The sequence below is a fragment of the Pseudomonas sp. LBUM1657 genome (genome assembly GCF_059716075.1).
Window position 1 is genome coordinate 2111822 of the sequence record NZ_CP166799.1, and the last position, 20848, is coordinate 2132669.

The following is a 20848-nucleotide window of genomic DNA, read 5'->3' on the forward strand; positions in this document are numbered from 1 at the left end:
ATGAACCCGCGCGCTCGGCTCGACGTAGAGATCAGGCGCGCTCCAACTCTTCCCGCAAAAACTCCACCAACGCCCGCTGCAACCCGGTCAGCGCACCCTCCCGGCTGATCAATGCTAATTCCGTCGGCGGCAACTCGGGCAGATCGGTGCAGACACTGTGTTCAGGCAGTACCGCCGAAGCAGGCAGCACCGACACGCCCAGCCCGGAGGCCACGGCAGCCTGAATGCCCGTCAGGCTGTGGCTGCCGAACGTAACGCGCCAGGGCCGCTGAGCCACATCCAGCAGGCGGATCGCCCGCTGCCGATAAATGCATCCTTGGGGAAACAGCGCAAGGGGCAGCACCCCGTTGGCTGAGTCCACCCCCGCACCTTTGACCCACACCAGCACTTCCGGCCAGGCTGCCCAACACGGTCCGCTGTCCGGTTCGCGCTTGACCAGCGCGATGTCGATGTCACCTGCCGCGAGTTTCTGCTTGAGATCAGTGCTCATGCCGCTGAAGGTTTCCAGGCGAGCCTCAGGTCTGGTCCGGTTGAACCCGGCGAGGATCACTGCCATGCGCCGGGCGTCGAAATCCTCCGGTACGCCGACGCGCAGGATTTCCAGATCGAGGTCGCTGGCGAGGGCTTCGACCGCTTCCGAAGACAGTGCCAGCAGGCGCCGGGCATAGTGAATCAGCAGTTCGCCATGCTCGGTGACGCTAACGTTCTGCCCGGTCCGGTCGCGAAGCAACAACGGATTGCCGACCAGGTCTTCCAGTTTGCGAACCTGCTGGCTGACGGTGGATTGGGTCCGATGCACGCGCTCGGCGGCGCGGGTGAAGCTGCCTTCATCGACCACGCAGACGAAGGTCTTGAGCAACTCGAGATCGAGCATGGCGGGCCTCTGTTGATATTTGATTTTCCACTGAAGTATCGATACTAATTTAATTTCACACTATCACCAAGGACTCGTAATCTGAAGATCACCCTTTCAGAGGATACGAACATGACGCTCAAAAACACCCCGCGCCCCGAGTGGCTGACGTTCGATTGCTATGGCACGCTGATCCAATGGGATGAAGGCTTGCAGGCTGTCGTCGCCGAGATCTTGCGCGCCAAGGACGACCACTCCGTTGATGTCGAGCAGTTGATCGAGGTGTACGACCGGCATGAACATCGACTGGAACAGCTCCCGCCGCATCACTCGTTTCGTCAGTTGAGCACGCTCGGTTTGCATCTCGCCCTGGAGGAATTGGGGCTGGCGAGCGCGCCCGAAGACAGTCAGCGGCTGGCCGGGGCGATCCCGCGGATGCCACCGTTTCCCGAAGTGATCGCGACCCTCGCGCAACTCAAGGAGATGGGGTTCAAGCTGTGCATCGTGTCCAACACCGATGACGACATCATCGCCGGCAATGTCGCGCAACTGGGCGGGTATATCGATCGGGTCATCACGGCCCAGCAGGCCGGTGCTTACAAGCCAAATCCGCGGTTGTTTGACTACGCTCATGAACAACTGGATGTCAGCCGCGAGCAGGCAGTGCATATCTGCGCCAGCCCGACGCTGGACCACACGGCCGCCCGGGACATGCACTTTCGTTGTGTCTGGATCGACCGCGGCACCGGTCGGCAATTACTGCCGGACTATCGACCTGATGCGATATTGAGCACGCTGGACCAGGTCGTGCCCTTGTTCAAATCCCTTGGCTGGTAAACCACGGAGTCATCGCCATGGCACACACCCTTGCAGGCAGTTCCCGTCCCTCGCGTTATCGCGATCTCAATCTGGATTCGCCAGCCGCCATCACCGCGCGCACAGAGCTGGCGGCGTGCTTTCAACTGGCGGCGCTGCATGGTTTGGAGGAGGGCATCTGCAACCATTTCTCCGCCATGGTGCCGGGCCGGGATGATCTGTTTTTTGTGAATCCCTACGGCTACGCGTTTGCTGAGGTGACGGCGCAGAATCTGCTGGTCTGCGACTTCCACGGCAATGTCGTGGATGGCGAGGGGCAGCCGGAAGCGACCGCGTTCTACATCCATGCGCGGCTGCACAAACAGCTGCCGAGGGTGAAAGTGGCCTTCCACACGCACATGCCCCACGCCACGGCGTTGTGTCTGCTGCAAGGCCCGCCGTTGTTATGGCTGGGGCAGACGGCGTTGAAGTTTTACGGCCGCACGGCAGTGGACGAGGACTACAACGGCCTGGCCCTCGATGAGTCCGAAGGCGACCGGATTGCCAGAGTCATGGGTAATGCCGATATTTTGTTTCTGAAAAATCACGGCATTATTGTCGGCGGGCCAACGATCGCCGAAGCCTGGGACGATTTGTATTACCTGGAGCGTGCCGCACAGGTGCAGCTGATGGCGATGGCGACTCAGCGTGAACTCAAACCGGTACCCCATGAGATCGCCCAGCGGGCTTATGAACAGATGCGTCTGGGGGATGCCGAAAGCGCACGGGCGCATTTGCAGAGCGCGATGCGGCGGTTGCCACATTAGAGGATTGGAGCGTTGGAGATTTGCTGTGACTGGCAGGGCCTCTTCGCGAGCAAGCCCGCTCCCGCAGTTAATCTCCAGCGGACATGATTTCTGTGTACACCGCCATCCATGTGGGAGCGGGCTTGCTCGCGAAGTGGTATCCCAAATCCTACGGTTGAACCCAAGCGCATTGCCCCCTTGCCATCCCGTAGACTAAGCTCACAAAAAATAAGGGTTTTGGGCCTTTGCCCATGCCTTACCCTTACAGGACGAGCTTTTGCCTATCCTTCTTCACGAACCGCACAACGCCACGGGCGTCACCTCGAAACGGTTATCTCTGCGCAAAGCAGCGGTGCTGTTTATCGCTGTCGTGTGTCTATGCCTGTGCGGTTTGCTGTACCTGCAACTGGAACAGTCGCGCCGGCACGATCTGGCGGTGGCGCAAGTGGCGTCGTCAAACCTGACGCGAGCCATGGCGCAGCAGGCCGAAGACACCTTCATGAAAGCCGACCTGGTGCTGACCAGTCTGGCGGACTGGATTCAGGTCGACGGTTTCGGCCCTGCCCAGAAGCGTCGCTTGCAGAAAACATTCGCCCGTCGGGTGCAGGCGCTGAGTCAGTTGCACGGAATATTTCTGTTCGACCAAAAGGGGCAATGGGTCGTCACTTCTTTCGAGAATCTTATGCACGGCGCGGGCGTGTCTGATCGGGAGTACTTCAAGTTCCACCAGCAGAACGTGTCCTCTCTCGCGCACATCGGGCCGGCGATTCGCAGTCGGGAGAATGGCGAGTGGATCATTCCGGTTTCCAAGCGGGTCAGCGACAAGAACGGCCACTTCCAGGGCGTGCTGCTGGCCGGGATCAAGATGTCGTACTTTGATCAGTACTTCAAAAGCTTCAGCATCGATGACAACGGTTCGATGTTTGTGGCGTTGACTGACGGAACGTTGCTGGCGCGCCGGCCGTTTGTGGAAGCGCAGATTGGCACGTCACTGGCCAAGGGAGAAATCTTTCAGAACCTCCTGCCCCACGCGACCTCCGGCAACGCGATGTTCAGCTCCCTAATAGATGGCATCGTCCGGTTGCACGGCTACCGCCAGCTCGACGGTTATCCGCTGGTGGTCTCTGCGGCATCGTCCAGGGATGCGATTCTCAGGGATTGGTACGCCAAAGCGCTTCAATCCAGCCTCATCGTGGCGCTGGTCGTGCTGGGTGTGGGGCTGTTCGGCTGGGTGTTCATTCATCAGGTGCGTGTCGGTGAGCGAGTCGAGGCGAATTTACGCGAGGCCAAGGAAGCGCTGAAGCTGATCGCGACCCACGACAGCCTGACCGGCCTGGCCAATCGTCGACTGTTCGAGCGGGCGCTGGACATCGAGTTTGGACGTGGTGCCCGGCAGTCGAGTTCGCTGAGCCTGATCATGCTCGATATCGATTATTTCAAGCGCTACAACGACGCTTACGGCCACGTGGCGGGTGACCATTGCCTGGCTGAAGTGGCGCGGGCGGTGAAAGGGTGCTGCCATCGAAAAGCCGATCTGGCGGTGCGTTATGGCGGTGAGGAGTTTGCAGTCCTGCTGCCCGATACCGACCTTCACGGCGCGTTGGTGATTGCCGAGCAGATCCGCCGCAGCGTCATGGACAAGAACATCACCCACAGCGGTTCGCCCACCGGCTACGTGACGGTCAGTCTCGGCTGTTATGCATTCGTGCCTACCGGGCGCGACAGCATGGAAGTGTTCATCGAACGGGCGGACGCGGCGTTGTATCAGGCCAAGCACTCCGGGCGAAATCGTGCGTCGGTGCTGTCGATGGAGGGCGGCGTGGAGGCACTGATTCGCTCTGATCGGTGAGTCTCTGCGCGCGGTTGTTTCACCCCTGCAACACCCTGTTGATCCGGCTGTCTGCCTGTCAGATTCACTTCAAATGATCGTCTAGAGTTGCGTTAGCTCTGCCGCCTCCGGCAGATCTCCCCACAGCACGGACGATCGCCAAAATGTTGATAACCCAAGCATTGACAGCCGTTGCTCTAACCGTTGCCGCCTACGCTGTTTTTCCGCTCGCAAGCCTTGCTCAATCGAAAGTCACACCCGAAGAAGCCCACGCCATCGGGATTGATGCCTACGTCTATTTTTACCCACTGTTGACCATGGACATCACCCGCAAGCAATTCACCAACATCGAACCGGGCAAGGAATTCCCCAAGGGCCCGATGAATATGTTTGTGAGTGTGCCGGAGTATCCACCGGCGGATTTCAAAGGCGTGGTGCGCTCCGACTTCGACACGTTGTATTCCATCGCCGGGCTCGACTTGACCAAAGAGCCCCTGATCATCGCCGCGCCGGACACGGACGGGCGTTTCTACCTGCTGCCGATGCTCGATATCTGGACCGATGTGTTCGCCTCGCCGGGCTGGCGCACTACCGGTACCCAGGCCGGGCAGTTTCTGGTGACGCCACCGGGCTGGGCCGGGACAGTGCCGGCGGGGTTGAATCATCTGCCGGCGCCTACGCCTTTTGTCTGGGTCATCGGCCGTACCCAGACCGACGGCGCGGCAGACTACGCGGCGGTGCACAAGATCCAGGCCGGCTACACTGTGACGCCATTGTCGCGGATGGGCAAAAGCCCCGAGTCGATCAGCGCGAACGTCGACCCGGCCGTGGACGTGAAAACCCCGCCGAAGATCCAGGTCGACACGATGACGACGGATAAGTATTTCGCCTACGCCGCCGAATTGCTCAAAGAGCATCCCGCGCACATCACCGATCCACCGATGCTCGCGCAGATGCAGCGGATCGGCATCAACCCCGGCAAGCCGTTTGACTTCAATGCGCTGGACCCCGCCGTCAAAGCAGCGCTGCAAGCGGTGCCGGAGCAAGCGCAGGCACTGATGAAATCAAGGTTGAAACCCTCGCTCGCGTGGCCAACGGCAGGTCGATGAACACGTCTACGGCAACTACTACCTCAAGCGTGCGGTCGTCGCCCAATTCGCAAGCAAGCCAATCTCACGATAGATCTATGCCGGACACGTATTTTGCCTGCGCTGGAGATCAATGTGGGAGCGGGCTTGCTCGCGAAGACGCCCGCCCTACATGAATCTGCCGACGCAACCACCCAAACATGCCGGTGTCACACCCTAGACACCTCGCCTCCAGGAGCGCCGGCCCATGAAGAATCTGCGAATCGCGACATTCAACGTCAATGGCATGCGCGCCCGGCTGCCCAATCTATTGGCCTGGCTGGAGCGAGAAAAACCGGACATCGCCTGCTTGCAGGAGCTGAAGTCAGTCGACACGGCATTCCCTGCCGCCGAGCTTGAGGCCGCCGGTTACGGCGCGATCTGGCAGGGGCAATCGTCGTGGAACGGGGTGGCGATTCTGGCGCGGGATGCGCAGCCGCTGGAAAGTCGGCGCGGCCTGCCGGGAGATGACAGCGATACCCATAGCCGCTATCTGGAAGCCGCGGTGCACGGCGTGCTGGTAGGTTGCCTGTACCTGCCCAATGGCAATCCACAGCCGGGGCCGAAGTTCGATTACAAACTGGCATGGTTCGAACGTCTGATTGCCTATGCCAAGGATCTGCAGGGCAGTGAACATCCCGTCGTGCTGGCGGGCGACTACAACGTGGTACCCACCGATATGGATATCTACAACCCGCGCTCCTGGCTCAAGGACGCACTGCTGCAACCGGAAAGCCGCGAATGCTACCAACGGTTGCTGGATCAGGGCTGGACCGACTCCCTGCGCCATCTGTATCCGCAAGACCGGCTCTACACCTTCTGGGATTATTTCCGGCAGCACTGGCAGAAGAACTCGGGGCTGCGCATCGACCATCTGCTGCTCAATCCGGCATTGAGTCCTTATCTGAAGGAGGCCGGAGTCGATGCCTGGGTCCGTAACGAACCCCATGCCAGTGACCACGCACCGACATGGATTCAGCTGGGCGCGCGTAAGCGGCGTTGATGTTCAGGTTGATTGGCTAAATCAATTGTCAGTCGAACCTGTTTATCCCTTATACATGGCGCCAATCAGCGGAGCGATCCGCGGCCTCCGTGCACAAGGACTGAACGATGAGCGAGCCAAGCCTGACGAACCGCGCGTTGTATCTGCAGCGCCTGGGCTTCGATGCGCCTCCGGCGCCGACCCTGGAAACACTGCGTCAACTTCAATGGCGTCACACCGGCGTTTTCCCGTTCGAAAACCTCACCACGTTATCCGGCGAGCCGGTGCTCATCGACCTGCCATCCATCGAGCAAAAAATCCTGCACGATGGACGCGGCGGTTACTGCTATGAACTCAACTACCTGTTCCTGGCTTTGCTCCAGGAACTGGGCTTCGACGCACGCGGCATTAGTGGCCGTGTGGTCATGGGTCACCCGGAGGGAGCCTGGACCGCCCGTACCCACCGCTTGAGCCTGGTGATCCTGGACGGCGTGCGCTACATCACCGATGTCGGCTTCGGCGGCATGGTCCCTACCGCACCGCTGCTGCTCGATACTGCGGCCGAACAATTCACCCCTCACGAACCCTATCGCATCGAGCCACATGAAGACGGCTACACCCTTCGCGCCAAGGTCGCGGGCGAATGGCGGGCGATGTATATCTTCGACCTGCAACGTCAGGAAGACATCGATTACGCCGTCGGCAACTGGTACGTCTCGTCGCATCCTGAATCGTCCTTCACCGGACAACTGATGGTGGCGCGAACGGGGGAGGGCTGGCGGCGCACGCTCAACAACGACAGTTTTGCAATACATCGAATGGGCCGTGAGAGCGAACGCCGGCAGGTGGCGGATGTGGATGAGTTGATCGGGCTGTTAGAGAGTGAATTCGGGATTCGGGTGCCGGTGCACGTGGCGTTGAAACGGATGCTGGGACAGCTGATCAAACCTGCGTAGTGGGCAAACGTAGTGCCACGAGAAAGGGACGGACTCGATCACTCTGCCCCTTTTCTTTGATTTGACTACTCATCGCGGGCAATCGGGATTTATTCAGGGCCGGACGTCAGATTCCATCACACGATGGATTTCGCTCAGGGCCTCTGACAGTTTTTTCTCCAGGTTTTTCAGCTCGGAAGCCGTTATTCCTTTTTTGAGATGTCCAGCATTCACGGCGGGCTCTGCGGTTTTGCCTTTATTGCTGAGCAAGACCTGTCGCAACGTGTTGTTGATCACCGTTTGATAACCAAACCCTTCGTTCTCTGCGCGAGCGCGAGCAGCTTCTATGACGGCATCATCGAGCATGATCGTAATGCGGGTCTTGCCTTTGCCGGGGGCAACCGCTCCGCGTTTGGCATTGCTGAAATCGTATTCGTCTTTCATGGGTCAACCCTCCATGTACTGGCGACGCTCGTTTTTGGTGGCGAGGCGCGCGGAAATGATTCGAACGAAATTCGGATCGCGGTACGTATGCGCAACCACCAGCAAGCGACCTTTGGCATCCATCCCCATGGTGATCCACCGCTGTTCGTCATGATGGTCGTCCTGCACTGTGAGGGCTCGTTCGTCGTAAAACACCGGCTCTGTCTCTGCGAGGCTGATGCCTTTGTGCTTGAGTTTGTTGGCTGCGTTTTTTGCTTTGTGATATTGAATTTCGAATGACTTAATTATGCATACTTTATATGTATATAAAAGAGGGCGTCCTTGCCGACTGTCGCCAGGAGCTCAAAAGACTAGTGGGGGAAAGGAGGGGGCTGAGGCGGGATGTATTTCAAAAATTTTTATCGAGGAGGACCGGTGTGAACAAAGGGCCTTGTGGCCATGTGTCCATTATGTGACCGATAAGTTGTATACAACTCTATAGACATTTGTCCTGAGTCTTGCATACAGTGTGCGCATAACAAAAAACCAGGGAACCCCCCAACCATGAAAACGCCCCATGTTTCACACCAACGGCCCGAGGACGAAAATCTCGGGGTCGGCGCGAATATGGCTTATGGCCTGCAACACGTTCTGACCATGTATGGCGGCATCGTCGCGGTGCCTTTGATCATTGGTCAGGCGGCCGGGCTCTCGCCGGCGGACATCGGTTTGTTGATTGCTGCATCATTGTTTGCGGGGGGGCTGGCCACGTTGCTGCAAACCCTGGGTTTACCGTTTTTCGGATGTCAGTTGCCGTTGGTACAGGGCGTGTCGTTCTCGGGCGTCGCGACCATGGTGGCGATTGTCAGCAGCGGTGGTGAGGGCGGGTTTCAATCGATTCTGGGTGCGGTGATTGCCGCGTCTCTAATCGGCCTGTTGATCACGCCGGTATTCTCTCGCATCACCAAGTTTTTCCCGCCCTTGGTGACGGGAATCGTGATCACCACCATTGGCCTGACGTTGATGCCGGTGGCCGCACGCTGGGCCATGGGCGGTAATAGCCATGCCCCGGACTTCGGCAGCATGGCGAACATTGGTCTGGCGGCGGTGACGCTGGTGCTGGTCTTGTTGCTGAGCAAGATCGGCAGCGCGACCATCTCACGTTTGTCGATTCTGTTGGCCATGGTCATCGGTACGGTCATCGCGGTGTTCCTCGGCATGGCAGACTTTTCGTCCGTCACCCAGGGCCCGATGTTCGGCTTCCCGACACCGTTCCACTTCGGCATGCCGACCTTCCACTTCGCCGCGATCCTGTCGATGTGCATCGTGGTCATGGTGACCCTGGTGGAAACCTCGGCCGACATCCTTGCCGTCGGCGAAATCATCGAAACAAAGGTCGACTCCAAGCGTCTGGGCAACGGTCTGCGTGCCGACATGCTGTCGAGCATGATCGCGCCGATCTTCGGCTCCTTCACTCAAAGCGCCTTCGCCCAGAACGTCGGTCTGGTGGCCGTGACCGGCATCAAGAGCCGCTTCGTGGTAGCCACTGGCGGCCTGTTCCTGGTGGTTCTCGGTCTGCTGCCGTTCATGGGCCGGGTCATCGCCGCCGTGCCGACCTCCGTGCTCGGTGGCGCTGGCATCGTGCTGTTCGGCACCGTGGCGGCCAGCGGTATTCGTACGCTGTCGAAGGTTGACTACCGCAACAACGTCAACCTGATCATCGTCGCCACCTCCATTGGCTTCGGCATGATCCCCATCGCCGCACCGAACTTCTACGACCACTTCCCAAGCTGGTTCGCGACGATCTTCCATTCAGGCATTAGCTCTTCGGCAATCATGGCCATTGTGCTGAACCTGACCTTCAACCACCTCACGGCCGGTAACTCCGATCAGCAATCGGTGTTTGCCGCCGGTACCGAGCGGGTTCTGCGTTACCAGGACCTGGCGGCATTGCGCGAAGGGGATTATTTCAGCGAAGGCAAGTTGCACGATTGCGACGGGAAGGAGATCCCGGTGGTGGAGACGGACCACGGGCATGCAGAGCCGCGGTCGTTGCATGCAAAAAGCAGTGAACATGTCTGACGGCTGCACTCGCTAACAAAGGCCGATCTGTTGAATAGACAGATCGGCCTTTTTACTTTCCATCAGACACAAAAAAGCCCCTGAATCTTTCGATTCAGGGGCTTTTAGATATTGCTGTCTGGCTCCACGACCTGGACTCGAACCAGGGACCCAGTGATTAACAGTCACTTGCTCTACCAACTGAGCTATCGCGGAATGGCGTGTATGTTACTGATTCAAAAAGAGAAGTCAAGCATCAGTTAGCGGCTTGAGGTATTCGTCGGGACGGACGGTGGTTTATCGGCGATTGGCGGTTACCAGAATCGCCCCAGAGGTCTACCATGGCCGCCCGGAAGTGGTTACACGCGCTGCCGGCCATTCGCCGAAAAGGTACGCGCCATGAATCACCCAACCATCGCACCTCGACACCACGGGGTGTTCGCATGAGCATCGCTCAGATCAGCCTGCCCAAAGGTGTCGGCCCGCACGCCGAGAAACTGTTCGACGCCATCACTCAGGCCAGCACCGCTGACGAATTGAACCGCGCGGGCGGCAAGGCCGAAGGTTTTGTCCTGGGCCTGGAAAGCACCAAGGCGATCAAAAGCCAGGTCGCCGAATCGCTGTATGTCGCCTATGACGACGCCGCCAGCCAGCGTGCAACCGAACTGGCCTAGCCGCCGAAGGTCACGGTGGCGAGCATCAGCTTGGTGTACAGCAGCGTCGCGGCCAGTTGCACCAGCCACAGGGCCAGGCCGCCGAGAAACACGCCGGCCGCCACTTGCATCACCAGGTTGTTACCGCGTTTGGCCGGGGTGCGAGGCACGAAGTGGTCCAGCTCATCGCGGTCGGCACGTAGGTCATCGTTTTTCATGTGGGTTCTCGTAAGAATTCTCGGGTGTACACAAAACCTGTGGGAGCGGGCTTGCTCGCGAAGACGGCGGCACATTCAGTATCAATGTGACAGGTAGATCGCCTTCGCGAGCAAGCCCGCTCCTACATTGGATATGTGTGCAGTCTAGAGCCGTCGGTCGTTGCATTGAGATTTATCTGAGACAAATAAAAAACGGGAAGCCTTGGGGCTTCCCGTTTTCATATCACTCGACGATTCAGATCACCGCAACGATGGCCTTGGTTACCACGTCGATGTTGCTCTGGTTCAGCGCGGCAACGCAGATGCGGCCGGTGTCCAGGGCGTAGATGCCGAACTCGCTGCGCAGACGGGTCACTTGTTCAACCGTCAGGCCGGAGTAGGAGAACATGCCGCGCTGACGACCGACGAAGCTGAAGTCGCGCTGTGGAGCGTTTTTCGCCAGCAGATCGACCATCTGGATGCGCATGCCGCGAATCCGCAGGCGCATTTCTGCCAGTTCTTCTTCCCACTGGGTGCGCAGTTCCGGGCTGTTCAGCACGGCGGCGACGATGCTTGCACCGTGGGTCGGTGGGTTGGAGTAGTTGGTGCGAATCACGCGCTTGACTTGCGACAGCACGCGCGCGCTTTCTTCTTTCGATTCGCTGACGATCGACAGGGCGCCTACACGCTCGCCGTACAGCGAGAAGGACTTGGAGAACGAGCTGGAAACGAAGAAAGTCAGGTCCGATTCAGCGAACAGACGCACGGCGGCGGCGTCTTCATCGATGCCGTCGCCAAAGCCCTGGTAGGCCATGTCGAGGAACGGTACGTGACCTTTGGCTTTCACCACGTCCAGAACGTTTTTCCAGTCCGACGGGCTCAGGTCCACGCCGGTTGGGTTGTGGCAGCAAGCGTGCAGCACAACGATCGAGCCAGACGGCAGGGCGTTCAGGTCTTCCAGCAGGCCGGCACGGTTTACGTCGTGGGTCGCGGCGTCGTAGTAACGGTAGTTCTGCACCGGGAAACCGGCGGTTTCGAACAGTGCGCGGTGGTTTTCCCAGCTTGGGTCACTGATCGCCACGACGGCGTTCGGCAGCAGTTGCTTGAGGAAGTCGGCGCCGATTTTCAGGGCGCCAGTACCGCCAACGGCCTGGGTGGTGATGACACGGCCGGAAGCGATCAGCGGCGAATCATTGCCAAACAGCAGTTTCTGCACGGCCTGGTCGTAGGCGGCAATGCCGTCGATTGGCAGGTAGCCACGGGAAGCGTGTTGAGCGACGCGAATCGTCTCGGCTTCGACAACGGCGCGCAGGAGTGGAATTCGCCCCTCCTCGTTGCAGTAAACACCGACCCCCAGGTTGACCTTATTGGTACGGGTATCGGCGTTGAATGCTTCGTTGAGGCCCAGGATTGGATCGCGTGGTGCCATTTCGACAGCGGAGAACAGGCTCATTTTTGCGGCGGCTCTGAATGGAGTGTGGAGGGACGTGTCGCGCTCCAGCCGAATGCACTAGAGCGGTGCATAAACGGGGAGCTAGTATAGAGGCCATCTGCGATTGATGGCGACAGACGATTCGGCATTTACGCTAAGTTTTTCCGATTATTTTTCGACCGTTAGTCGATTGGTGTCGTCAAAGTCTTTACGCGATGTAGGACGTTTGCCTTGAAAGCGATGGCAATCGGCTCCACATTGAGCACAATCCAGTTTTTTCCTCGGGCGGCGTCAGCCGTTTGCGGTCTTTCTCGTTGCTGTCCGGTTCGTTCGGACGGGCGCGACCCAGAGGGTATTTCATGTCTGAATTCCAGCTAGTCACCCGCTTCGAGCCCGCCGGCGATCAGCCGGAAGCCATCCGCCTGATGGTCGAGGGCATCGAAGCCGGGCTGGCGCACCAGACGTTGCTCGGTGTGACCGGCTCGGGCAAGACCTTCAGCATCGCCAACGTCATCGCCCAGGTACAGCGTCCGACCCTTGTCCTGGCGCCGAACAAAACCCTGGCCGCGCAGTTGTACGGCGAGTTCAAGGCGTTCTTCCCGAACAATGCGGTGGAATACTTCGTTTCCTACTACGACTACTACCAGCCCGAAGCCTACGTACCGTCGTCGGATACCTTCATCGAGAAAGATGCCTCGATCAACGACCACATCGAGCAGATGCGACTGTCCGCAACCAAGGCGTTGCTGGAGCGCAAAGACGCGATCATCGTCACCACGGTGTCGTGCATCTACGGTCTGGGCAGTCCGGAAACCTATTTGAAGATGGTTCTGCATGTGGATCGCGGTGACAAGCTTGATCAGCGTGCCTTGCTGCGACGTCTTGCCGACCTGCAATACACCCGCAACGACATGGATTTCGCTCGTGCGACCTTTCGCGTGCGCGGTGATGTGATTGATATCCACCCGGCAGAATCCGATTTTGAAGCGATCCGCATTGAACTCTTCGATGATGAAGTCGAGAAGATTTCCGCCTTCGATCCATTGACCGGCGAAGTGACCCGCCAGTTGCCGCGGTTCACGTTCTATCCGAAAAGCCACTACGTAACGCCACGGGAAACCCTGCTCGGCGCCATCGAAGGGATCAAGGTCGAGCTTCAGGAGCGCCTGGACTACCTGCGTTCCAACAATAAGTTGGTCGAAGCGCAGCGCCTTGAACAGCGCACCCGCTTCGACCTGGAGATGATCCTCGAGCTGGGTTATTGCAACGGCATCGAAAACTACTCGCGCTACCTGTCGGGTCGCGCGTCCGGCGAGGCACCACCGACCTTGTTCGACTACCTGCCGGCCGACGCCTTGCTGGTGATCGACGAATCCCACGTCAGCGTGCCGCAGGTCGGCGCCATGTATAAGGGCGACCGCTCGCGCAAAGAGACACTGGTGGAGTACGGTTTCCGCCTGCCGTCAGCGCTGGATAACCGGCCGATGCGTTTCGACGAGTTCGAAAACATCAGCCCGCAGACGATTTTCGTCTCGGCCACGCCGGGCAATTACGAGGCGGAACACGCCGGCCGCGTGGTCGAGCAACTGGTGCGCCCGACCGGCCTGGTTGACCCGCAAATCGAGATCCGTCCGGCGCTGACCCAGGTCGACGATTTGCTCTCGGAAATCGGCAAGCGCGTGGCGCTGGAAGAGCGGGTGCTGGTCACCACGCTGACCAAGCGCATGTCCGAAGACCTGACCGATTACCTCGCCGACCACGGCGTGCGCGTGCGTTATCTGCACTCGGACATCGACACCGTGGAGCGGGTCGAGATCATTCGCGATTTGCGCCTTGGCACTTTTGATGTGCTGGTGGGAATCAACTTGCTGCGTGAAGGCCTGGACATGCCGGAAGTGTCGCTGGTGGCCATTCTCGATGCGGACAAGGAAGGTTTCCTGCGTTCCGAGCGCTCGTTGATCCAGACCATCGGCCGGGCGGCGCGTAACCTCAATGGTCGGGCGATTCTGTATGCGGATCGCATCACCGGCTCCATGGAGCGGGCGATTGGCGAAACCGAGCGTCGTCGCGACAAGCAGATCGCTTTCAACCTGGCCAATGGCATCACGCCCAAAGGCGTGTTCAAGGACGTTGCCGACATCATGGAAGGCGCCACCGTGCCGGGTTCGCGCAGCAAGAAGCGCAAAGGCATGGCCAAGGCCGCCGAGGAAAACGCCAAATACGAAGCCGAATTGCGCTCGCCGGGCGAAATCGCCAAGCGCATTAAAGCCTTGGAAGAGAAGATGTACGCGTTGGCGCGGGATCTGGAGTTTGAGGCCGCGGCGCAGATGCGCGATGAGATTGGCAAGTTGCGGGATCGGTTGATCACTGTTTGATTTGCTGTGCCTGACCTGGCCTCTTCGCGAGCAAGCCCGCTCCCACACTTGATCTGTAAACGACGCAGAACCAATGTGGGAGCGGGCTTGCTCGCGAAGGCGTCTAATGGAACTCCGCAATTTACAGCTAATGCGCTTCCCCAGCCTTCAACCCCGCCGCCGTCTCACTGCCCAACCGATCCTGCTCGATTCGCGGCGTTGGACATAAGTGTTGTCGGTGCTTTCATAAAACCGTCCCTTGAAAAAACCACTGGGCAACAAAGCCACCGGCAATCAGCAGAACGATCAACAGGAAAGCAACCTTGGCTTAAATGCCCTGCTCACTGGAGCCGGGCGGGCAACGCCTGTTACCATTCGCCCTTTGTTTTATCTTCATTTCGAGACTTGCCATGACCACCGTCCGCACTCGCATCGCGCCATCGCCTACCGGGGATCCCCACGTAGGTACCGCTTACATCGCTTTGTTCAACTACTGCTTTGCCAAGCAGCATGGCGGTGAGTTCATCCTGCGGATTGAAGACACCGACCAACTGCGTTCGACCCGCGAGTCCGAACAACAGATTTTCGACGCCCTGCGCTGGTTGGGTATCGACTGGAGCGAAGGCCCGGACGTTGGCGGCCCGCACGGTCCATACCGGCAGAGCGAGCGCGGCGACATCTATCAGAAGTATTGCCAGCAGCTGGTCGAGATGGGCCATGCCTTCCCGTGCTTCTGCACCGCTGAAGAACTGGACCAGATGCGCGCCGAGCAAATGGCGCGTGGCGAAACCCCGCGTTACGACGGCCGTGCGCTGTTGCTGTCTGCGGAGGAAGTCGCGCGCCGCCTGGCTGCCGGCGAACCTCATGTGATCCGCATGAAAGTGCCGAGCGAAGGTATCTGCGTGGTGCCTGACATGCTGCGTGGCGACGTCGAGATCCCGTGGGATCGCATGGACATGCAAGTGCTGATGAAGACCGACGGCCTGCCGACGTATTTCCTGGCCAACGTGGTCGATGACCACCTGATGGGCATCACCCACGTTCTGCGCGGCGAAGAGTGGCTGCCATCGGCACCGAAACTCATCCTGCTTTACGAGTACTTCGGCTGGGAACAACCGGAGCTGTGCTACATGCCGCTGCTGCGTAACCCGGACAAGAGCAAGCTGTCCAAGCGCAAGAACCCGACGTCGGTGACGTTCTACGAGCGCATGGGCTTCATGCCGGAAGCGATGCTCAATTATCTGGGCCGCATGGGCTGGTCGATGCCGGACGAACGCGAGAAGTTCTCGCTGCAGGAAATGGTCGACAACTTCGACCTGAAACGCGTTTCCCTCGGCGGGCCGACTTTCGACATCGAGAAACTGTCGTGGCTCAACGGCCAGTGGTTGCGTGATCTGCCGGTGGAAGAGTTTGCCAGCCGTTTGCAGACCTGGGCGTTGAACCCTGAATACATGATGAAGATCGCGCCACACGTGCAGGGCCGGGTAGAAACCTTCAGCCAGGTCGCACCGCTGGCCGGGTTCTTCTTCGCCGGTGGCGTGAATCCGGATGCGAAGCTGTTCGAATCCAAGAAGCTCTCGGGCGATCAGGTTCGTCAGTTGATGCAGTTGATCCTGTGGAAGTTGGAAAGCCTGCGGCAGTGGAAGAAGGACAGCATCACCGCAACGATTCAGGCGGTGGTCGAATCCCTTGAACTGAAGCTGCGCGACGCCATGCCGCTGATGTTCGCCGCGATCACTGGCCAGGCCAGTTCGGTGTCGGTGCTCGATGCGATGGAAATCCTCGGTCCGGACCTGACCCGTTTCCGTCTGCGCCAGGCGATCGACCTGCTGGGCGGCGTGTCGAAGAAGGAAAACAAGGAGTGGGAAAAACTCCTGGGCAACATCGCCTGAGGCCGTTTGACCCTGTAGGAACTGCCGGAGGCTGCGATCATTTGGTCGTGATCTTCGGCGCCACCCCCGTTTTTCGGGGGGAGGGCGGTAAGTGATTGTTATGGCGACAAAAAATTTTAGAAATTGTTGAAAATAAGTTTGACAGCTTTCCGATGCGCCATTAAGATTCGCCCCGTCCTCAGCGATGAGGGGCTATAGCTCAGCTGGGAGAGCGCTTGCATGGCATGCAAGAGGTCGACGGTTCGATCCCGTCTAGCTCCACCAATTTACACTTCAAGGTCTGGCCACACCGGCCTTGAAGCGATCAACACTCAGCGTTGATCAGGTGTATAGAAGGGTTTGCGTCCCCTTCGTCTAGTGGCCTAGGACACCGCCCTTTCACGGCGGTAACAGGGGTTCGAGTCCCCTAGGGGACGCCAGTTTTACAGAAGCGATGTTGCAAGATGTCGCTCCGCCGCGAGGCGAAAAATCCGGGGCTATAGCTCAGCTGGGAGAGCGCCTGCATGGCATGCAGGAGGTCAGCGGTTCGATCCCGCTTAGCTCCACCAATTTTACAGTTCAAGGTCTGGCCACACCGGTCTTGAATCGATCAGCTCTCAGCACTGATCAGTTGTATAGAAGGTTTTGCGTCCCCTTCGTCTAGTGGCCTAGGACACCGCCCTTTCACGGCGGTAACAGGGGTTCGAGTCCCCTAGGGGACGCCACGATTACCCGCTCTGCGGGATTTTATAAGGGTCATTCAATTATTGAATGGCCCTTTTGTTTGTCTGGCGTTTGGCCAAATCCCCCATTTTCTTCAAACTGTTCTTCAGACCAGCGGTCACATCCACGACTTGCGGAAAATTATTATGAGAATAATATTCTAGTCGTAATATTCGGAGGCAACGATGAACGATAAAAAAGCTCAAACCCGCGAACGCATCCTCAAGGCTGCCAGTGCGGCGCTGATTCAGCGCGGCCCGGCCGAGCCGAGCGTGGGCGAAGTGATGGGCGCGGCCGGCCTGACGGTCGGCGGTTTCTACGCCCACTTCGAAAGCAAGGACGCGTTGATGCTGGAAGCGTTCAAGCAACTGCTCGGTCATCGCCGTGGCTTGATCGCTGACATGGATGCCGAGCTGACCGGTGAAGAGCGTCGCGCCTTGGTCGCGGCGTTTTATCTGTCGCGTAAACACCGTGACTCCACCGAGCATGCGTGCCCGATTCCGGCTTCGGTCGGTGAGCTGGGTCGTCTGCCGGACGAGTTTCGTGTGGCGTTGAATGAGCATGTGGAGTTGATGGTCGCGCAGTTGGCGGCCAGCCCGGAAGACACCGACAAAGCCTTGGCCGACATGGCCTTGATGGTCGGTGGTTTGTCTCTGGCACGCGCGCTGGGGCCAGGAGAGTTGTCCGATCGATTGCTGCGCGCCGCCAAGTCGGCGGTGCTATGACCTGAAGGCAGAGCCTTGGGAGTTAGCGATGAGCACGTTGAAGTGGGTTCGTGGCGTTAATGGCACCTTGGGATGGTTCGCACCGAAACTGGTGGCGAGCAAAATGCGACTGGCGTTCATGACTCCACGGGAACTACCGCCCCGTGATTGGGAATTGCCGCTGCTGGCCAAATCCGAGCGAATCACCTTGCGCTTCGGCCTCTCGGCACTGCGTTGGGGGCAGGGGCCAGCGGTCTTGCTGATGCACGGTTGGGAAGGGCGGCCAACGCAGTTCGCCAGCCTGATCACGGCGCTGGTCGATGCCGGTTATACCGTGGTCGCGCTAGACGGCCCGGCTCACGGTCGTTCGCCTGGTCGCGAAGCAAATGTGGTGCTGTTTGCCCGGGCCATGCTTGAAGCCGCTGCCGAATTGCCGCCGCTGCAAGCGGTCATCGGTCACTCCATGGGCGGCGCCAGCGCGATGCTCGCGGTCCAATTGGGTTTGCGCACCGAAACCCTGGTCACCATTGCCGCCCCGGCGCGAATTCTTGGGGTGCTGCGCGGCTTCGCGCGCTATGTACGGTTACCGCCAAAAGCCCGTTCGGCGTTCATTCGTCAGGTCGAGAAAGACGTTGGCATGCGCGCTGCGACGCTGGATGTCGCGCACTACCAGCTCGACATGCCCGGCTTGATCGTGCATGCCGAAGATGACTGCTATGTCCCGGTCAAGGAATCGCAACTCATTCACGAGGCCTGGTTCGACAGTCGCCTGTTGCGCCTGCAAGAGGGCGGACATCAACGGGTACTGGCCGACCCTCGGGTGATTGATGGCGTGCTATCCCTGCTGGCCGGTCGCAGTCTGCAATCGCGCCAATCGGCTTGAGCATCCGTTACACTGCCCCGGTCGAATAATCTGACCGGGAGCGGGACATGGGCTGGGATCGGGCAACGCCATTTATTATTGATCTGGAGGTAGGCGCCGAAGACATCGACGGGCTGGGCCACGCGAATAACGCGGTGTACGTGACCTGGCTCGAACGTTGTGCCTGGCGCCATTCCCAGCGGCTTGGCCTGGACCTGGTCGAGTATCGGCGGCTGGATCGCGCGATGGCGGTGGTGCGGCACGAGATTGACTACCTGGCGGCAGCCTATGAAGGCGATGAGTTGCAGTTGGCGACCTGGATCGTCGATTGGGACCAGCGCCTGAAAATGACCCGCCACTTCCAATTGAAGCGCCCTAGCGACAACACCACCTTGCTGCGGGCCCAGACCACCTTCGTCTGCATCGAACTGTCCACCGGCAAACCCAAGCGCATGCCGGCGGAGTTCATTGAGGGTTACGGTCCGGCGTTGCTGTCGCAAACTCTGGAAGCCACCAAAATCTAAATGTGAGGAGCGGGCTTGCTCGCGAAAGCGGTGTGTCAGAAAACCTTAATGCTGACTGATACACCGCTTTCGCGAGCAAGCCCGCTCCCACAAGGGATCTGCGATGTTCTGCAGATTTCTCGCGCATCCAGTAAACTGCCGCACGTTTTTCGTTGAGTGTGTTTTTCATGCAAATTGCTTTGGCGCCCATGGAGGGGTTGGTCGACAACATCCTGCGGGACGTGCTGACCCGTGTGGGCGGTATCGATTGGTGCGTGACCGAGTTTATTCGGATCAACGATCAGCTGCTCACGCCTGCCTATTTCCATAAGTTCGGCCCTGAACTGCTGACCGGTGCCCGGACCGCGTCTGGCGTGCCGTTGCGCGTGCAACTGCTGGGTTCTGACCCGGTGTGCCTGGCGGAAAACGCCGCGCTGGCCTGCGAACTGGGTTCCGAGGTCATCGACCTGAACTTCGGCTGCCCGGCCAAGACCGTCAACAAGTCTCGCGGCGGCGCGGTGCTGCTCAAAGAACCTGAGTTGCTGAACCAGATTGTCGAGCATGTTCGTCGTGCCGTCCCGGCGCACATCCCGGTGACCGCCAAGATGCGCCTCGGTTTCGACAGTCCCGACGGCGCGCTGGTGTGCGCCACGGCCCTGGCCGAAGGTGGCGCGGCGCATATCGTGGTCCATGCACGAACCAAAACTGACGGCTACAAGCCGCCGGCCCATTGGGAGTGGATTCCTCGGGTGCAAGACGTGGTCAAGGTCCCGGTGTTCGCCAACGGCGATATCTGGAGCGTCGAAGACTGGCGTCGTTGCCGCGAAATCAGCGGCGTTGAGGACATCATGCTCGGTCGCGGCCTGGTCTCGCGCCCGGATCTGGCCCGGCAAATCGCCGCGGCGCGCGCCGGTGAGGAAGTGGTCGAGATGACCTGGGCCGAGTTGCTGCCGCTGATTCAGGACTTCTGGCTGCAAGCCAAGGCGCAGATGACGGCACGCCAATCGCCGGGTCGCTTGAAGCAGTGGCTGGCGATGCTGACCCGCAATTATCCCGAAGCGGTAGAGCTTTTCACCGTTCTGCGTCGCGAGACTGAACTGGATCATGTCTCGCGTTTGCTGGGTCTTCAGGTGGCTGAAGCCGCCTGAAAAAAATCTGTAAATAATCTCTTGAAAAGCAATCAGCGGTCCTTATTTAAGGATTACGCGATGCCGAATTCGGGTCGCGGAGACAAAAAACTTGCTGATATGTTTTCAGGAGATTTGAATCATGAGTACTGCATTTTCCATGGCTCCACTGTTCCGTTCCTCTGTTGGTTTCGACCGTTTCAATGACTTGTTCGAAACCGCGCTGCGCAACGAGCCAGGCAGCACCTACCCACCTTACAACGTGGAAAAATACGGCGACGACCAATACCGCATCGTCGTAGCGGCCGCCGGTTTCCAGGAAGAAGACCTGGACCTGCAAGTGGAAAAGGGTGTGCTGACCATCAGTGGCGGCAAACGTGACGCGACCGAAGACGTCACTTATCTGTACCAGGGCATCGCACAGCGTGCCTTCAAACTGTCCTTCCGTCTGGCGGACCATATCGAAATCAAGGCCGCCGGTCTGAGCAACGGTTTGTTGAGCATCGACCTGTTGCGGGTGATTCCGGAAGAGGCGAAAGCCAAACGCATCCCAATCAATGGGACGCAAAAACCGGCTCTGCAGCACTGAGTCAGAGCAATGAAAAGGGCGCC

General features: G+C 59.1%; 19 protein-coding genes, 5 tRNA genes and 2 pseudogenes. 19 read left to right on the forward strand and 7 right to left on the reverse strand.

Translation table 11 applies throughout. The features are described from left to right. Nucleotides 1–31 precede the first annotated feature (31 nt). Nucleotides 32–874 carry a LysR family transcriptional regulator gene (locus ACA055_RS09625; protein ID WP_497683409.1) on the reverse strand — a complete coding sequence of 281 codons (843 nt, stop codon included), beginning with the start codon at nt 872–874 and terminating at the stop codon, nt 32–34. Between the two features lie 111 nt (nt 875–985). Between ACA055_RS09625 and ACA055_RS09630 the strand changes: the two genes are divergently transcribed. The 6 genes and pseudogenes from ACA055_RS09630 (at nt 986) to ACA055_RS09655 (ending at nt 7347) form a co-directional block, all read left to right on the forward strand. Then, the gene (locus tag ACA055_RS09630; protein ID WP_497683410.1) at nt 986–1690 is read left to right on the forward strand and encodes a haloacid dehalogenase type II; all 705 of its coding nucleotides are present in this window, start codon (nt 986–988) and stop codon (nt 1688–1690) included. 17 nt (nt 1691–1707) lie between these two features. Further along, entirely contained in the window at nt 1708–2475 is a 768-nt protein-coding gene (locus tag ACA055_RS09635; protein WP_497683411.1) for an aldolase, read from the forward strand. Nucleotides 2476–2731: 256 nt separating this feature from the next. Then, nucleotides 2732–4303 (forward strand): sensor domain-containing diguanylate cyclase, encoded by a 1572-nt coding sequence (locus tag ACA055_RS09640; RefSeq protein WP_497683412.1) that lies wholly within the window; start codon nt 2732–2734, stop codon nt 4301–4303. Between the two features lie 143 nt (nt 4304–4446). Beyond that, nucleotides 4447–5437 (forward strand): annotated as a pseudogene (locus ACA055_RS09645) (DUF1254 domain-containing protein); the annotation flags it as partial. Between the two features lie 180 nt (nt 5438–5617). After that, a complete protein-coding gene (locus ACA055_RS09650; protein WP_497683413.1) occupies nt 5618–6412 on the forward strand; it encodes an exodeoxyribonuclease III in 795 nt (264 codons plus the stop codon). A 107-nt stretch (nt 6413–6519) separates the two neighbouring features. Beyond that, nucleotides 6520–7347: an arylamine N-acetyltransferase family protein gene (locus ACA055_RS09655; RefSeq protein ID WP_497683414.1), complete on the forward strand. Its 828-nt coding sequence runs from the start codon at nt 6520–6522 to the stop codon at nt 7345–7347. A 93-nt stretch (nt 7348–7440) separates the two neighbouring features. Here the strand turns inward: ACA055_RS09655 and ACA055_RS09660 are convergent, their stop codons facing one another. Further along, a complete protein-coding gene (locus tag ACA055_RS09660) occupies nt 7441–7770 on the reverse strand; it encodes a BrnA antitoxin family protein (protein WP_497683415.1) in 330 nt (109 codons plus the stop codon). A 3-nt stretch (nt 7771–7773) separates the two neighbouring features. Then, the gene (locus tag ACA055_RS09665; protein WP_497684380.1) at nt 7774–8055 is read right to left on the reverse strand and encodes a BrnT family toxin; all 282 of its coding nucleotides are present in this window, start codon (nt 8053–8055) and stop codon (nt 7774–7776) included. Between the two features lie 258 nt (nt 8056–8313). On the opposite strand from ACA055_RS09665, the gene ACA055_RS09670 reads away from it, so the two are divergent. Continuing rightward, nucleotides 8314–9831 (forward strand): nucleobase:cation symporter-2 family protein, encoded by a 1518-nt coding sequence (locus tag ACA055_RS09670; protein ID WP_497683416.1) that lies wholly within the window; start codon nt 8314–8316, stop codon nt 9829–9831. Between the two features lie 119 nt (nt 9832–9950). Here ACA055_RS09670 and ACA055_RS09675 read toward each other — a convergent pair. Then, nucleotides 9951–10026 (reverse strand) — tRNA-Asn (locus tag ACA055_RS09675). Between the two features lie 227 nt (nt 10027–10253). Between ACA055_RS09675 and ACA055_RS09680 the strand changes: the two genes are divergently transcribed. Next, nucleotides 10254–10484 (forward strand): hypothetical protein, encoded by a 231-nt coding sequence (locus ACA055_RS09680; RefSeq protein ID WP_008007186.1) that lies wholly within the window; start codon nt 10254–10256, stop codon nt 10482–10484. Here ACA055_RS09680 and ACA055_RS09685 read toward each other — a convergent pair. Together ACA055_RS09685 and ACA055_RS09690 are read right to left on the reverse strand one after the other, a co-directional pair. Beyond that, complete coding sequence (locus tag ACA055_RS09685; RefSeq protein WP_497683417.1) at nt 10481–10681, reverse strand: hypothetical protein; 201 nt, start codon at nt 10679–10681, stop codon at nt 10481–10483. The two genes, ACA055_RS09680 and ACA055_RS09685, sit on opposite strands and share 4 nt — an antisense overlap. Before the next feature lie 235 nt (nt 10682–10916). Next, a complete protein-coding gene (locus ACA055_RS09690) occupies nt 10917–12113 on the reverse strand; it encodes an amino acid aminotransferase (RefSeq protein ID WP_497683418.1) in 1197 nt (398 codons plus the stop codon). 338 nt (nt 12114–12451) lie between these two features. Here ACA055_RS09690 and uvrB point away from each other — a divergent pair, with 338 nt between their 5' ends. Then, nucleotides 12452–14467, forward strand: coding sequence for an excinuclease ABC subunit UvrB (gene uvrB, locus ACA055_RS09695; protein WP_149417093.1), 2016 nt, complete (start codon nt 12452–12454; stop codon nt 14465–14467). Nucleotides 14468–14641: 174 nt separating this feature from the next. Here the strand turns inward: uvrB and ACA055_RS09700 are convergent. Beyond that, a pseudogene (locus ACA055_RS09700) lies at nt 14642–14759 on the reverse strand (LCI fold-containing protein); the annotation flags it as partial. 97 nt (nt 14760–14856) lie between these two features. On the opposite strand from ACA055_RS09700, the gene gltX reads away from it, so the two are divergent. The 10 genes from gltX to ACA055_RS09750 all read left to right on the forward strand — a co-directional run bounded on the left by gltX (nt 14857) and on the right by ACA055_RS09750 (nt 20825). Next, nucleotides 14857–16338, forward strand: coding sequence for a glutamate--tRNA ligase (gene gltX / locus ACA055_RS09705; protein ID WP_497683419.1), 1482 nt, complete (start codon nt 14857–14859; stop codon nt 16336–16338). A gap of 188 nt (nt 16339–16526) precedes the next feature. Beyond that, nucleotides 16527–16602, forward strand: a tRNA-Ala gene (locus ACA055_RS09710). A 79-nt stretch (nt 16603–16681) separates the two neighbouring features. Next, nucleotides 16682–16757, forward strand: a tRNA-Glu gene (locus ACA055_RS09715). A gap of 53 nt (nt 16758–16810) precedes the next feature. Beyond that, a tRNA-Ala gene (locus tag ACA055_RS09720) sits at nt 16811–16886 on the forward strand. A gap of 80 nt (nt 16887–16966) precedes the next feature. Continuing rightward, nucleotides 16967–17042, forward strand: a tRNA-Glu gene (locus tag ACA055_RS09725). 183 nt (nt 17043–17225) lie between these two features. Further along, entirely contained in the window at nt 17226–17765 is a 540-nt protein-coding gene (locus ACA055_RS09730) for a TetR/AcrR family transcriptional regulator (protein WP_497683420.1), read from the forward strand. A 28-nt stretch (nt 17766–17793) separates the two neighbouring features. Continuing rightward, complete coding sequence (locus tag ACA055_RS09735; RefSeq protein ID WP_497683421.1) at nt 17794–18627, forward strand: alpha/beta fold hydrolase; 834 nt, start codon at nt 17794–17796, stop codon at nt 18625–18627. Nucleotides 18628–18674: 47 nt separating this feature from the next. Further along, complete coding sequence (locus ACA055_RS09740) at nt 18675–19130, forward strand: acyl-CoA thioesterase (protein ID WP_497683422.1); 456 nt, start codon at nt 18675–18677, stop codon at nt 19128–19130. A gap of 167 nt (nt 19131–19297) precedes the next feature. After that, entirely contained in the window at nt 19298–20257 is a 960-nt protein-coding gene (locus tag ACA055_RS09745; protein ID WP_497683423.1) for a tRNA dihydrouridine synthase, read from the forward strand. 121 nt (nt 20258–20378) lie between these two features. Continuing rightward, complete coding sequence (locus ACA055_RS09750; protein WP_497683424.1) at nt 20379–20825, forward strand: Hsp20 family protein; 447 nt, start codon at nt 20379–20381, stop codon at nt 20823–20825. The last annotated feature ends 23 nt before the right edge of the window (nt 20826–20848 follow it).

Coding starts and splice junctions, on each gene's coding strand:
- ACA055_RS09655 (WP_497683414.1), top strand. CDS start 6,520: ATGAGCGAGCCAAGCCTGACGAACCGCGCGTTGTATCTGCAGCGCCTG.
- ACA055_RS09740 (WP_497683422.1), top strand. CDS start 18,675: ATGGGCTGGGATCGGGCAACGCCATTTATTATTGATCTGGAGGTAGGC.
- ACA055_RS09745 (WP_497683423.1), top strand. CDS start 19,298: ATGCAAATTGCTTTGGCGCCCATGGAGGGGTTGGTCGACAACATCCTG.
- ACA055_RS09750 (WP_497683424.1), top strand. CDS start 20,379: ATGAGTACTGCATTTTCCATGGCTCCACTGTTCCGTTCCTCTGTTGGT.
- gltX (WP_497683419.1), top strand. CDS start 14,857: ATGACCACCGTCCGCACTCGCATCGCGCCATCGCCTACCGGGGATCCC.
- ACA055_RS09685 (WP_497683417.1), bottom strand. CDS start 10,681: ATGAAAAACGATGACCTACGTGCCGACCGCGATGAGCTGGACCACTTC.
- ACA055_RS09670 (WP_497683416.1), top strand. CDS start 8,314: ATGAAAACGCCCCATGTTTCACACCAACGGCCCGAGGACGAAAATCTC.
- ACA055_RS09660 (WP_497683415.1), bottom strand. CDS start 7,770: ATGAAAGACGAATACGATTTCAGCAATGCCAAACGCGGAGCGGTTGCC.
- ACA055_RS09630 (WP_497683410.1), top strand. CDS start 986: ATGACGCTCAAAAACACCCCGCGCCCCGAGTGGCTGACGTTCGATTGC.
- ACA055_RS09730 (WP_497683420.1), top strand. CDS start 17,226: ATGAACGATAAAAAAGCTCAAACCCGCGAACGCATCCTCAAGGCTGCC.
- ACA055_RS09650 (WP_497683413.1), top strand. CDS start 5,618: ATGAAGAATCTGCGAATCGCGACATTCAACGTCAATGGCATGCGCGCC.
- ACA055_RS09690 (WP_497683418.1), bottom strand. CDS start 12,113: ATGAGCCTGTTCTCCGCTGTCGAAATGGCACCACGCGATCCAATCCTG.
- ACA055_RS09735 (WP_497683421.1), top strand. CDS start 17,794: ATGAGCACGTTGAAGTGGGTTCGTGGCGTTAATGGCACCTTGGGATGG.
- ACA055_RS09635 (WP_497683411.1), top strand. CDS start 1,708: ATGGCACACACCCTTGCAGGCAGTTCCCGTCCCTCGCGTTATCGCGAT.
- uvrB (WP_149417093.1), top strand. CDS start 12,452: ATGTCTGAATTCCAGCTAGTCACCCGCTTCGAGCCCGCCGGCGATCAG.
- ACA055_RS09625 (WP_497683409.1), bottom strand. CDS start 874: ATGCTCGATCTCGAGTTGCTCAAGACCTTCGTCTGCGTGGTCGATGAA.
- ACA055_RS09680 (WP_008007186.1), top strand. CDS start 10,254: ATGAGCATCGCTCAGATCAGCCTGCCCAAAGGTGTCGGCCCGCACGCC.